Origin of the sequence: Bacillus massiliglaciei, assembly GCF_900098925.1 — a bacterium.
GTDB lineage: Bacteria > Bacillota > Bacilli > Bacillales > DSM-1321 > Peribacillus > Peribacillus massiliglaciei.
On sequence record NZ_LT622360.1, the window covers coordinates 521864 to 535320 of the forward strand.

14 protein-coding genes are annotated in these 13457 nt (G+C 40.6%); 13 read left to right on the forward strand and 1 reads right to left on the reverse strand.

What is annotated here, in order from left to right; genetic code table 11:
- Positions 1-77: 77 nt before the first annotated feature.
- Together BQ4305_RS19100 and BQ4305_RS19105 are read left to right on the forward strand one after the other, a co-directional pair.
- Positions 78-875, forward strand: coding sequence for a patatin-like phospholipase family protein (locus BQ4305_RS19100; protein ID WP_110929314.1), 798 nt, complete (start codon positions 78-80; stop codon positions 873-875).
- Positions 865-1884 carry a SepM family pheromone-processing serine protease gene (locus tag BQ4305_RS19105; protein ID WP_110929315.1) on the forward strand — a complete coding sequence of 340 codons (1020 nt, stop codon included), beginning with the start codon at positions 865-867 and terminating at the stop codon, positions 1882-1884. The genes BQ4305_RS19100 and BQ4305_RS19105 overlap by 11 nt, the downstream gene beginning before the upstream one ends.
- Positions 1885-1919: 35 nt before the next feature.
- Here the strand turns inward: BQ4305_RS19105 and BQ4305_RS19110 are convergent, their stop codons facing one another.
- Positions 1920-3128, reverse strand: a complete 1209-nt coding sequence (locus BQ4305_RS19110; protein WP_110929316.1) for a nucleotidyltransferase — start codon at positions 3126-3128, stop codon at positions 1920-1922.
- 208 nt (positions 3129-3336) lie between these two features.
- Between BQ4305_RS19110 and BQ4305_RS19115 the strand changes: the two genes are divergently transcribed.
- From BQ4305_RS19115 to BQ4305_RS19165, 11 genes are all read left to right on the forward strand, one after another.
- Positions 3337-3858, forward strand: a complete 522-nt coding sequence (locus tag BQ4305_RS19115; RefSeq protein ID WP_110929317.1) for a YceD family protein — start codon at positions 3337-3339, stop codon at positions 3856-3858.
- Between the two features lie 67 nt (positions 3859-3925).
- Positions 3926-4099 carry a 50S ribosomal protein L32 gene (gene rpmF, locus BQ4305_RS19120; RefSeq protein WP_110929318.1) on the forward strand — a complete coding sequence of 58 codons (174 nt, stop codon included), beginning with the start codon at positions 3926-3928 and terminating at the stop codon, positions 4097-4099.
- 165 nt (positions 4100-4264) lie between these two features.
- Positions 4265-5020 (forward strand): enoyl-CoA hydratase/isomerase family protein, encoded by a 756-nt coding sequence (locus BQ4305_RS19125; protein ID WP_110929319.1) that lies wholly within the window; start codon positions 4265-4267, stop codon positions 5018-5020.
- 79 nt (positions 5021-5099) lie between these two features.
- Complete coding sequence (locus BQ4305_RS19130) at positions 5100-5720, forward strand: RsfA family transcriptional regulator (RefSeq protein WP_110929320.1); 621 nt, start codon at positions 5100-5102, stop codon at positions 5718-5720.
- 426 nt (positions 5721-6146) lie between these two features.
- Positions 6147-7037, forward strand: coding sequence for a 2-dehydropantoate 2-reductase (locus tag BQ4305_RS19135; protein ID WP_110929321.1), 891 nt, complete (start codon positions 6147-6149; stop codon positions 7035-7037).
- Positions 7030-7413: a DUF3397 domain-containing protein gene (locus BQ4305_RS19140; protein ID WP_110929322.1), complete on the forward strand. Its 384-nt coding sequence runs from the start codon at positions 7030-7032 to the stop codon at positions 7411-7413. The genes BQ4305_RS19135 and BQ4305_RS19140 overlap by 8 nt, the downstream gene beginning before the upstream one ends.
- Before the next feature lie 94 nt (positions 7414-7507).
- Positions 7508-9136, forward strand: a complete 1629-nt coding sequence (gene bshC, locus BQ4305_RS19145) for a bacillithiol biosynthesis cysteine-adding enzyme BshC (protein WP_110929323.1) — start codon at positions 7508-7510, stop codon at positions 9134-9136.
- A gap of 340 nt (positions 9137-9476) precedes the next feature.
- Positions 9477-9908: a division/cell wall cluster transcriptional repressor MraZ gene (gene mraZ / locus BQ4305_RS19150; protein ID WP_110929324.1), complete on the forward strand. Its 432-nt coding sequence runs from the start codon at positions 9477-9479 to the stop codon at positions 9906-9908.
- 50 nt (positions 9909-9958) lie between these two features.
- Complete coding sequence (rsmH, locus tag BQ4305_RS19155) at positions 9959-10891, forward strand: 16S rRNA (cytosine(1402)-N(4))-methyltransferase RsmH (RefSeq protein WP_110929325.1); 933 nt, start codon at positions 9959-9961, stop codon at positions 10889-10891.
- 28 nt (positions 10892-10919) lie between these two features.
- On the forward strand, positions 10920-11273 hold the full coding sequence (gene ftsL / locus BQ4305_RS19160; RefSeq protein WP_110929326.1) for a cell division protein FtsL: 354 nt from the start codon (positions 10920-10922) through the stop codon (positions 11271-11273).
- Positions 11273-13432 carry a penicillin-binding protein gene (locus BQ4305_RS19165; RefSeq protein WP_324611608.1) on the forward strand — a complete coding sequence of 720 codons (2160 nt, stop codon included), beginning with the start codon at positions 11273-11275 and terminating at the stop codon, positions 13430-13432. The genes ftsL and BQ4305_RS19165 overlap by 1 nt, the downstream gene beginning before the upstream one ends.
- Positions 13433-13457: the final 25 nt, after the last annotated feature.

The following is a 13457-nucleotide window of genomic DNA, read 5'->3' on the forward strand; positions in this document are numbered from 1 at the left end:
TATGCTTCTACTCTTGGTGAATAGACCATAATCTTGAAAGTGTATCCTTACTTTGGCAAGAAAAAGGAGGGGCTGAAATGCGAGAACCTAAAATTGGGCTTGCGTTAGGTTCAGGAGGAGCAAGGGGGTTTGCTCATCTGGGAGTTATTAAAACACTTACGGATGAAGGAATTTCGATTGATATGATTGCCGGAAGCAGCATGGGAGCCTTAGTGGCAGCCTTTTATGCGGCTGGCACTGACATTGAAGGGCTATATAAATTATCGAGAGCTTTTAAGCGGAAATATTATTTGGATTTTACAATTCCTAAAATGGGCTTCATTGCAGGCAAACGCGTGAAAGAATTAATAAGGGTCTTTACATATAATAAAAACTTTGAAGAGTTGAATATTCCGATTGCTGTCGTGACAACAGATATAAAAACTGGAGAAAAAGTTGTTTTTACTGAAGGACCGGTATCGCCTGCTGTAAGGGCAAGCATATCCATACCGGGAATTTTTGTTCCAGAAAAGGTTGGAAAAAGGCTGCTGGTCGATGGAGGAGTTGTGGACCGGGTTCCAGTATCCGTCGCTAAGGAAATGGGGGCTGATATTATCATTGCTGTTGATGTCGCCCATGTAAAGCAAGTCAGTGAGATTTCTTCCATTTATGATGTGATCATGCAAAGTCTTGATATTCTTCAAATGGAATTGGTCGAAGCAAGGGAAGTCGCTTCTGACGTTATGATTCGTCCGCGCGTAGAGAAATACAATTCGAAATCATTTACAAACATTCCTGAAATTATTAGTATTGGAGAAGAAGCAGCAAAGTTAAAAATTGATACTATTAAAGAAAGTGTGGCTGCCTGGAAGGAGTCCTGTAAGGATGAATCGTAAAAATGTTGCCCGTCTTCTTCTTATTCTTCTTGTTCTTATTACCATTTCTTCATTCTTTTATTTGCCTTATTATGTTTCAAAACCGGGCATGGCACAAGAATTAGAGCCGATAGTGGATGTCACAGATGCGGATGAAGCAAATGGAAGTTTTATGCTGACAACGATCAGAATGGGAAAGGCTAATATCATTTCTTATCTAATGGCCAAATGGAGCAAGTACCAGGAAATTTATCCGGAATCGGCGATAAGGACTGAGGATGAAACAGATGAAGAATATAATGTCCGGCAGCTTCACTTAATGGACAGTTCTAAAACGAATGCAATTAAAGTGGCTTATGAAAAAGCGGGCAAGGAGTTTTCTTTACAATATAAGGGCGTATATGTCCTTGATGTGCTGGAAGATATGCCGGCTTCCCGTCTGCTTCAACCGGGGGATCAAATTATTCAGGTAGATCAGCTGAAATTTGGTTCTTCCAAGGAGTTTATGGATTATATCAGCAGCAAAAAAGCGGGTGATAAAGTACATATTGTCTATAAACGGGAAGAAACTGAAAAAACAGGGACGATCACTTTACAATCATTCAAAGATGATCCAAATCGGGTGGGGATCGGAATCTCTCTGGATGATTATAAGCGGATATTAACGAAGCCTCCGGTTTCAATAGATTCGGAGGAAATTGGCGGGCCTTCAGCCGGACTGATGTTCACTCTTGAAATCTACAATCAGCTGACTGATGGAGATTTAACCGGCGGATATAAAATTGCGGGGACTGGAACAATGGCAGAGGACGGAACCGTAGGACCTATTGGAGGAATTAGCCAAAAGATCGTTGCGGCAGACAAGTCAGGAGCTGAAATATTCTTCGCTCCAAATGAAAAAGGGGCGAAGACATCCAATTATAGAGAAGCTCTTGCAGCAGCCAAAGATATCGGAACAGATATGAAAATTATTCCCGTCGATGATTTTCAAGATGCTTTGGATTATTTAGGACAGCTGAAGAAAAAATAAGAGTAAAGCCAGGCCTATTCGCCTGGCTTTACTGCTTATAAGATAAGCGGGGATTTATATTCTCTCTTGGAAAGCAGAGTTTGATAAGGCTCTGCTAAACCAAGAGCATAGACAGAAGATGCCCGGGTATCAGCAGAGATCTCTTTCCCATTATAAGCAGATAACCGGGAGATAACTGGAAGGGGCAGCTTCTTCTTTTGGTTGTGTAAAAAATTCCGTCCCCTCTCCGTCATCCCTAGCAACCGGATATAGGAAGGAAATGCAGAAATTTCTCTCATCTCTTCTTTAGTGGTCCATGTAAGTAAATGGGTGGACATTCTTTGCAGCCGTGTCCATGTATATCGTTTCGTTTTCATCTTCGTCATATACTCCTGAAAGCTTGATGCTTCTTTGCCCATTTCTTTAATTCGGTGCTCGATTCCTTCTTCCACTTCATATATCTGGGCTAATTCTTGCACGGTAGCAGTTACTATTCGATACTTTAGCAGCGGCCAGTATAGTTCCCAATGATGAAAAGAGCCATAGGTGTTTAGGTAACTTTCCAGGAAGGAAAGGGATGAAGCGGGAACATAATCAGAAATGCTGGATATGTGATGCTGGTCTTCTATGATCGATTTTCGAATTCCGGTTGCGCTCGCTATCGGGTTTGATCCAAGCAGTGTATCATGATAGTCGGCTGATATACGGCGGATGGTTCTCGGTTTCACTGAATAGCCGTTTTCAAGAATCGTTCTGACATACTCTTTCCCCAAAATATTATTAGGTTTAGATAAATCCAATATACTCTTTTCTTTTGTTATTTCTCTAAATGCCAAGGAGGCTGCCTTTGGGTAGCTGTTGCCGTTTTTCATAAACTCCCTGAGAAATGTTTCGTATTCTTCTGCTTTATCTTCCATAAGCTGAATGGATTGCAGAAATGTGTCAATTTGTCCGTTTTCACTTCCAAAGCATAAGCTTTCACAGCCGAGTGCCTCAAGAATGGAAACAGCACCTCGGGCAAAAGCATCAGCCATCTGGGTGGAGAAGGCATAAGGAAGTTCCACTACTAAATCTATCCCCCCGGCTAACGCCATTGAGGTTCTTGCCCATTTGCTGACAAGAGCCGGTTCGCCCCTTTGCAGAAAGGGGCCGCTCATAACTGCGACAACAAGATCTGCCTCTGCCTGTTTCTTGCTTTCGGCTGCATGATACGCATGCCCATTATGAAAAGGGTTATATTCGACAACTAATCCGACTGCCTTCAATTTTTTCACCTCGCTGAAAAACTTTGTTATTTTCAATCGGCATGCTACAATAGACATTCAATTAAAATTCTGTACACAAGTTAGTCCATAACGATTGCTTTTTTCTTATAAAAATTGTTAGAATGACTACATTATAGTGTAAAGAAAAAATATTGACAAACCTAGAATTGAAAGCTATAATTACTTTTGTTGCCTTGAGGTGATTCATTTGAAATGGACAATTAGTCAACTTCAAAAAGTTCGGGATAAAGATTTACAAATTAATGATACAGTGGAGGTACCGGGACTTAAAGAGCGAGATCCTCAAATTCGCGATGTATCCCCGATAAAAGTAACAGGAAGGGCTGACATCAGCTCTCAAAAGGTTACTTTCCATCTTCATCTGTCAGGAACACTGGTTTTGCCATGTTCCCGTACTCTTGTCGACGTTCATTTTCCGGTCGAAATCGATACAACTGAAACTTTCTTGCTGAAGGAATCAGGTTTTGATTATGAGGGAGATGACGTTACAGTAGTATCAGGTGATGTTGTAGATCTAATACCGGTAATCGAAGAAAATTTATTATTAGAAATTCCGATGCAGGTTTTTTGTGAGGATGTCAACTCAGAAGAAGCTGCTCCTCAATCCGGGAAAGATTGGTCTGTGATTTCTGAAGAAGAAAACAAACAAAAATTGGACCCTAGATTAGCAAAGCTTGCTAACTTTTTTGACAACGATAAAGAATCTTGACGAGGAACTATGAAACCTATTTTAACGGTTTCCGCTGATTTTCATATTTTTTAAGGAGGTGGGAATAATGGCTGTACCTTTTAGAAGAACGTCTAAAACTGTAAAAAGAAAACGTCGTACACACTTCAAACTTCAAGTACCTGGTATGGTAGAATGCCCAAACTGTGGTGAAATGAAACTGTCACACCGTATTTGTAAGGAATGTGGAACATACAAAGGAAATAAAGTAGTTAACGACTAATTTATTTTCATGAAACAGAGTAAGAGCGCAGGAGATTTCCTGCGCTCTTTTTTGCGGAGATTGGGACCTATTCATTTCTAGAAATGAGGGGCTTTACAGCAGTTCGGTAACGAGAGAAAATGTAAGGGGTTGCATGACGGACGGATATGGGAGGAGTCAGAGAAGATGAAAACTCTATTAATAGATAAAAATGATTGCGGGTATTTAAAAATCACAATTAACCGGCCTGAAAAAAGAAATGCAGTCAATTTTCAATTAATGGATGAATTAAGAACTGTACTGGATGAAGCAGAACGAAATCCGGCAGTAAAGATTTTGATTCTTACAGGATCAGGGACGAAAGCCTTTTGTTCAGGCGGAGATTTGGGAGAATTTCATTCTTTGCACACGGAACAAGAAGCGTATCAAATGCTTTCGAAGATGGGGAGTCTCGTTCGGGACCTTGCCTTCCTAAGAAAACCCACGGTTGCGTACCTCAATGGAAGTGCTGTTGGAGGGGGATGTGAGATTGCGGCTGCCTGTGATTTTAGAATCGCCCGCTCTGGTGTGAAACTTGGATTTATTCAAGGGACCTTAGGAATAACTACAGGATGGGGCGGAGCATCCTTGCTGTTAGAGAAGCTGCCTGTGCAGAACGCATTGAAAATGCTAATGGAATCAGGCATTTATTCAGCTGAAGAAGCTATGGAGCTGGGGTTTATCTCCTGTATATCCAATGAAACAAATCCTGCATTGCATTTGGAGAACTTGCTGAAAAGAGAGGCAGAGATTCTTTCCTCCTATAAAAACATTTTGATTAATAAGTGGGAAGCGTCCGGCTTGAAAGAGCGAATGGAGGAAGAAATAAGGAAATGTGCGGTTCTCTGGGCATCAGAAAGCCATCATCAAGCTGTGAAAGATTTTTTACAGAAGAAAAATTAATATGTTCTATTCTCTTTATCTTCTATCGTATCTAGCAAGTGCATATAGATGAAATAAAACTTGCTTTGGAGGTAGAGAGATGTCAATTGCAAGACAAGATGCATGGACTCATGACGAAGATATATTGTTGGCAGAAGTCGTTTTACGGCATATCCGGGAAGGAAGCACTCAATTGAAGGCCTTTGAAGAAGTAGGCAGAAACTTGTCGAGAACTTCTGCAGCATGCGGTTTCCGGTGGAATTCATACGTTAGAAAGCAGTACAAATCCGGAATTGAAATTGCAAAGAGGCAAAGAAAAGAAAAGCAGGCTGTCCCTGCAGAAAAGAATGAAATGGATGCGGGACTGCAAAAAAATGAAGATGAAGTGAATGGCTGCGTGGAGGGGGGGTGTACAAAATCGCTTAATTTGGAAGAAATCATCACGTATCTTAAGGCGCTAGAGAGTGCTGGTGAACAGAATCATAGAGATGCGGTGCAAGAAAGGCAAGAATATGAAGAGCTTAGGGACGAAAATGAAAGGCTGCGAGAGGAAGTCCACATGCTTCAAGAACAATTAAGGGCAATAGAAGATGATTATCAGGCATTGCTGCATATTATGGAAAGGGCAAGGAAGCTGATTGTTTTGGAAGAAGACAAAGCGAATTCAAGAGTGAAATTCCAAATGGAGAAAAACGGAAATTTAGAGAGGGTCAATAAATAGTGTGAAAAAAGCGCGGACGCTCTAATGACGTCTTCGCTTTTTATTTGATCCAAAGTATATCTTTTTCGATTTAATTTAATTATCAGGATTAAGGTTCATATTTTTAGCGTGCAAAATAGGTTTACTATTCTTCTGAAGACGTGAAATTCTTCATCCATCTACTTCCCTTTGTCATTTATAGTCTAGCTTTCTTCTTGCAGCTGCGATTTTAATGACTCCTCTATTATTCGAAAGTATACTTGATTATTACAAGAATATATCTATTTATTATGACAGGCTTTGTTCCATCTAGTTAAAGCCGGTCGCAGTTTATCGAGCACTTGCATATTTTCATGATAGAATGTCCAGAATCTGTCTTTTCCCTTTTTTACGGTTATTAAGGATATGTTACAATAGTATAAATTACATAAGGACGGAGCTGTGGAAATGAAAAAAATCGGCATTGCAGGCGGCGGTGCTATTGGTTTGCTGTTTGCCGCCTACCTTAGTGAACGGTACCGGGTGACCGTATACACCAGGACGGAAGAACAGGCCAGTCAAATCAGGGAAGAAGGCCTTTATCTGAGGAAAAACGAAATAATTATACATAAAAAAGTTGAATCGCAAAAACTGGATGAGGAAATAAACGATGAAGATTTAATTATTGTGGCAGTAAAGCAATACCAGTTGGAAGAGGTTCTTTCATTTATCAGTAAAGGCAGAATACCGCTGCTGTTTTTACAAAATGGCTATGAGCATGTCAGCCGTCTGGATGATATGAAGGCTGAAAGGGTTTATATCGGAGCAGTAGAGCATGGCGCCATAAAAGCAGGCGGAAATATGGTTGAACATACTGGTATCGGACGCACCAAGCTAGCGGTATATAAAGAAAGTGAGGGGGAGATTCCCTTTCTTGATGAGACGCTGGCTGATTTCCCTTTTGAAAAACATGAAGACTATCATAAAATGCTAATCGGCAAATTATTGGTAAATGCGGTAATTAATCCGCTGACGGCCATTTTAGAAGTTGAAAATGGCTTGTTGTTTGATAATAAATATTATAGTCAGGCTGTGGAAGCGTATATCCGTGAATTAGTTGAAATTCTTCCTGAATATGATTTTGAGACAGCTCTTTGTCAAGTAAGGAGAGTCAGTAAGGATACGGCTAAAAACCGATCCTCGATGCTTAAGGATATAGAGTCGGGCAGAAAGACCGAGATAGATTCCATAATGGGATATATCCTTTCTGAAGCCAAGGAAAAGAAGAAGGAACACAGTTTAAGTGCTTTTGTCTATTCGCTTGTAAATGGCAAGCAAAGGGGGCGGGACGATGGCTGACTTATTTTCCGGTTTTGCTGCCACGCTTATCACTATACCGGTTTTCGGTTATCTAATCATCTTTATCATTGCAAAACAGGCTACGAAAAACCATCGGCGATCCGTGCAATGGGCGATGGACTTCAGCACCCTTCCGTTTATTTTCTCGGTACATTTTCTGGTCTTAACTATTTGGAATAAGAATATGTTATGGCTGCTGCTCATCTTCATGCTGATGATCGCAATTCTTGTGGTCGTTGTACATTATAATTGGAAAGGGGAAATAGACTTTCGAAAAGTACTGAGAGGGTTTTGGAGGCTGAACTTTGTCTTTTTTGTTTGTATGTACATGATTTTAGCTTTGCTGGGAATGGTTATCAGAATGGCGCAAGTGTGATTTTACATATGTGGGCAAGTTTTTTTCTTTTCTTATCTTTGAGTGTTATACTCTACAAAAGGATGAGCGATGAAAGAGAAAAGGAGAACATGAAATGGAAATGAAAGACATAGAATTGCCCTCGCTGAATAAATTTGCCTCGGATTATTTAACAGGCAGCATGAACGTTGAGGATTATTTTCATTATAATTTATCGGATCGAGAGTTTTATCAAGAACGTGTAAATGAACTGATGGAGAGGTCTTTTTTACGCAAAGAACTTTCAGATTACATACAGGGATTTATGCACCGTTTCCCTAAAAGTGAAGCAGTAGAACGAAATATTGCCGACTTGCGACATGAAGAGTCTGTGGTGGTCATTGGGGGCCAGCAGGCAGGTCTTCTAACCGGACCTTTATATACGATACATAAAGTCATTTCAATTATAAAATTGGCTGAGGAACAGGAGAAGCGGCTTGGGAGAAGAGTTATCCCGGTATTTTGGATTGCGGGCGAAGATCATGATCTTGCTGAAGTGAATCATATTTACTGGAGTAAAAATGGAAAAGTCGCTAAAAATGCCTATCCGATATATCAACCTATCAAATCCATGATAACGGATACGCCTCTTGAAGCTGAAAAGGCAGAAAAATGGTTCGAAGAAATTCTGGAAAGCTATGGGGAGACTTCCTATTCAAAAGGGCTGCTTAGCGATGTCTGGGAAATGATACGGGAATCCCATACATTCGTTGATTTTTTTACTGCATTAATACACCGGTGGTTTCATAAATATGGATTGCTTATGTTAGATGCGGGGGATCCGGAATTAAGGAAGCTTGAATCTGCATTCTTTGAAAGAATGATTAAGAAGAGTGATGAAATCAGAGAAACAGTGCTTTTACAGCAAAAAATCCTACATCAGAATGGTTATAAAAAGACGATTGAGATAGACGAAGATGCAGCCAACTTATTTTATTATGATCATATCCAGAAAGAACGTTCTTTATTAAAAAGGACTGAAACAGGATTTGCAGGAAAAAATGGGGACATAGAGTTTTCAGAGAATGAGTTAATTGATATCGCCCGGAAACATCCGGAAAGGCTGAGCAACAACGTTGTGACAAGGCCCCTTATGCAGGAACTTCTCTTTCCTGTATTAGCTTTCATTTCTGGTCCTGGAGAGATTGCCTATTGGGCAGAGCTGAAAAAGGCCTTTGATTTATTTGAAATAAAAATGCCTCCTATCATTCCAAGGCTAAATATTACCTTTTTAGAACGGGGGATTGAATCAGACAGGAAAGAAATGGGTCTGGATCTGTCAACGGTTTTGACAGAAGGGTCTAACCGAGCTGAAAAGACATATAAGGAATCCATTAAAGATAAAGAACTTGAAGATATCTATACGGATTTCCGGGAAGATTTGCTGAAACACCATCAAAAGCTTAGTTCCCGTGCAGAAATGGTGGATAAAGAGCTGAATTCCCTGATGGATAAAAACAGAAGATTTTTAGAGAAACAGTTGGAATTTGCTTATCGGAAAATCCAACTAAGAATAGAAGAAAAGCATTCCGTCACTCTTCGGAAATATAACCGAATAGAACGTTCTCTGTTTCCGGATGGATCTCCGCAGGAAAGAATTTGGAATATCTTCTATTATCTTAATAAATATGGTCCTGCATTTCTCGATCAGGTCATGGAACTGGATTTCCAATTTAATAATATGCACAAGGTCATTAAGCTGTAATAAACTTCTATACAGATCTGACTGCAGGCAAAACTCGTATTCGTATGCGACTGCCTGCAGTCTTTTTTTGTCCTTTCTTTTATACGGCATCTAAAAAAACTGTTGTTTCGGAGAAGAATTCTCAGTGTGCTGGAACCCCTTCAGGCTGTCTTTATGATGGATTTGTCAGGAATAGATCCAGGCGGCGTTCCCCCTCTACATTATCCATAAAATGAAAAAAAAGGATGGCGAAAAGATTACGAGAATGCAGGGAAATTACAAGTTTTTAACGAAGATAAAAACAAGTGGAGAAAAGTGGGGGAATGTGGTACATTGAGATTAGAAAGTGGGGGTAGCGGGTATGTTCATGGGTGAATACCATCATAACATTGATGTAAAAGGCAGATTGATTGTCCCTGCTAAATTTAGGGAGCATCTAGGTGAACAGTTCGTTCTGACAAGAGGACTGGATCAGTGTTTATTTGGTTATCCCATGGAGGAGTGGAAGCAGCTTGAAGAAAAGCTGTCAGCACTTCCTCTGACGAAGAAAGATGCCCGAGCATTTACCCGTTTTTTCTTTTCCGCTGCTACAGAATGTGAACTGGATAAGCAAGGCAGGATAAATATCCCCTCGCCGCTTATGTCATATGGCCAATTGGAAAAAGAATGTGTGATTCTTGGTGTTTCCAATCGAATTGAGGTTTGGAGCAAGCCCCTTTGGGAAGACTATTTTTCAGCATCAGAGGATTCTTTTGCTGAAATAGCAGAAAATATGATTGGCTTTGATATTTAAGGCTGTCAGTATCGGAAAGGGCTCAATTAGCGATTGGAAGGATGTCAGAAATGTTTTCTCATACAACAGTATTATTAAAAGAAACGGTAGATGGATTGAATATTAAGCCTGATGGCATATACGTTGATTGTACTTTAGGTGGCGCCGGGCACAGTGAGTATCTCCTGTCTAAGTTATCGGAAGAGGGAAGGCTCTTTGCTTTTGATCAGGACGAGACTGCCATTCAAAATGCGCAGGTTAAATTAAGCGCTTATGGAGACAGAGTGACTCTGATTCAGAATAATTTCAGGCATATAAAAGAAGAACTGGAAGCACGGGGTATTGAGAAAGTGGATGGTGTTTTATATGATCTGGGTGTTTCTTCTCCCCAGCTTGATACGCCTGAAAGAGGGTTCAGCTATCAGTATGATGCTCCGCTCGATATGAGAATGGACCAAAGTGCATCGGTATCCGCCTATGAAGTAGTAAATACTTGGTCGTTCCAGGAGTTGACCAAAATCTTTTTTAAGTACGGCGAAGAAAAATTTTCAAAGCAAATCGCGAGGAAAATCGAAGCTGCGCGTGAACAGAAGCCGATTGAAACGACTTTTGAACTTGTAGAGCTGATCAAAGATGGAATACCGGCGCCGGCAAGAAGGACTGGCGGACATCCGGCAAAGCGGGTTTTTCAGGCCATTCGAATTGCTGTAAACGATGAGCTTGGCGTATTTGAGGATTCCCTTCACCAAGCGATTGATTTGTTAAACCCGGAAGGCAGGATTTCTGTAATTACCTTCCATTCATTGGAGGATAGGATTTGCAAATCCGTTTTTAAGACGGCCAGTTCTCTGCCAGATCTGCCCCATGGCCTTCCGGTAATCCCAGATGAGTTTAAACCAACTCTTAAGCTTATAACCCGAAAACCAATGCTCCCTACAGAAGCAGAGGTTGCTGCCAATAATCGTGCAAGATCAGCTAAATTAAGAATCGCAGAAAAAATATAAGTAAGCAGAACAATGAGGGGGAAATCTTATGAATTCTCATGCGCGTAAATTAGAAGAACAGCCGATAATCAAGCAAAACGAAACCGTAATGCCGGCGCCATCCCCGAAGAAGAAAATCTCTTTCGGTGAAACCATTATATTATGTGCCTTTGCAACAGTTATCGCTTTTACAGGTGTGAAAATAATCGGCAATCAGTCTGCAATCTATGAAACGAATAAAGACATTCAGCAAGTAGAGGCGAAGATCGAGAATCAAGAGAAGGTGAATGGCGATTTGGTCGTTCAGGTAGGTGAGTTAAGTACATACGAAAGAATTTGGAAAAAGGCAGCAGAACTTGGACTCAGCCTGAATGACAAAAATGTAAAGGTTGTGCAAGAATAATGCAAAAACAAAAAAATATGAAATATGGGGCAGCCGGATTATTTTTCTTGTTCGGCCTGCTCTTTTTTGTATTAATTGGTCGTTTCCTATATATCCAGCTGACAGGTGTAGCAGGAGGGGAAGTACTCGCGGCAAAGATTGATAAGAAGTATGAGAAAGAACAGGTAATTGAGGGGAAACGGGGAAATATTCTTGATACCAACGGGGAAATTATTGCAGAAGATACGTCTTCTTATTTGTTGAGGGCTGTGCTCAATAAACAAGTAACAACAAATCCTAAACATCCTAATCATGTAGTTGATCCGGAAAAAACAGCAGAAGAGCTTGCTAAATATATTGATATGGATGAAGCTGATATCTTGGAAAGGTTAAAGGATAAAGATGCGTTCCAAGTAGAATTCGGCAAGGCGGGACGCGACTTATCTCAAGATACGAAACAGAAAATAGAAAAATTGGAACTGCCGGGAATAACGTTTGAGCGTTCAAATAAAAGGTTTTATCCGAATGGAGTTTTCGCCTCTCATTTGATCGGTTATGTAGAAAAGGACGAAGAAACCGAAAAAATGACCGGGAAATTTGGCATTGAAAGATATTTAAATAAAGAACTCGAAGAAAAAGACGGAAAGTTAACGTATGACAGCGACAGGTGGGGATTTTTGCTTCCGAACAGTGAAACAAAAGTAGATGCCCCGAAGAACGGTAAGAATGTTACCCTTACGATTGATAAAAAAATTCAAACCTTTTTAGAAGATTCACTGAGTAAAGTTGACGAGAAATATAAACCGGAACAAATGGTAGCCATTATAGCAAATCCCAAAACAGGGGAAATTGTGGCGATGGGACAAAGGCCTACTTTTCATCCGACAACTAAGGAAGGGCTTTCTGATACATGGAGGAACTTAGCCATTGAAGATAGTTTTGAGCCTGGATCAACCATGAAAACGTTCACCCTTGCCGCAGCGGTGGAGGAAGGGGTCTTTAATCCTAATGATACTTTTAAAGCGGGTACTTACAAGGTGGGAGTTGAAAAGATTAATGACCACTCGGGGATTGAAAAAGGAAAGACAATGACCTTTTTGGAAGGTGTACAGAGATCTTCCAATGTAGCATTTGCTACGCTAGCAATGGATAAGATCGGGGCAGATAAATTCAGGGAATACTTGACCAAGTTTGGATTTGACAAAAAGACCGGAATTGATCTCCCGAATGAAATAATAGGGAAAATCCTTTTCAAATACAAAATGGAAAAAGTGACGACAGCATTTGGGCAAGGGACATCCGTCACCCCTATTCAGCAGGTCCAGGCGGCTACCGCCATTGCAAATGACGGAAAGATGATGAAGCCTTATGTCATTAAGAACATTGCCGACCAAGATACTGGTAAGCTTGTGAAATCAACCAAACCGGAAATTGCCGGCGAACCAATTTCAGCTGAAACAGCAAAACAGGTGCGGGAATATTTGGGCACTGTCATTACAGCCGAGCATGGAACGGGCGCAAAGTATAAGCTGGATGGATATGAGGTGGCTGGAAAAACCGGAACAGCACAGATTCCGGGTCCCGGAGGAAAATATTTAACGGGTAAGAACAATTATGTATTTTCTTTTTTAGGAATGGCTCCTAAGGATAATCCGCAGCTTGTTATGTATGTAGCGGTGAAACAGCCAAAGCTTGGAGTAAGTTACGTCGGTGCGGATCCATTATCAGAAATCTTTAATCCGGTTATGCAAAACAGCCTTCAATATCTGAACATTAAACCATCAAACGTGAAAAAAATAAAAACTGAAAAAGTGAAGGATTACACTTCACAATCTGTTAATTCAACAGTGGAGGAATTAAAAGAGGAAGGTTATAATCCGGTTGTGATCGGAGACGAAAAAAGAATTATTAATCAGTCACCGAAGCCCGGAAATGAGCTGCTGCAGGGAGAGAAGATTATCTTGAGAACAGAAGGGGATATGAAGATTCCTGATATGAAAGGCTGGTCTCTCAGGGATGTGATGAAGGCAGTTAATGCTGCCGGTCTAGAGTTGGAAACATCAGGAAGCGGTTTTGTTACGAAGCAGAATATTAAGGCAGGGAAGGCGATCAAGGAAGGCGATCATATCACAATAGAATTGAAGCCGCCCGGTGAAATTTCTGAGAATAAGAAAGAGTAAACATATGAACAGTCAGGGAAGAGGC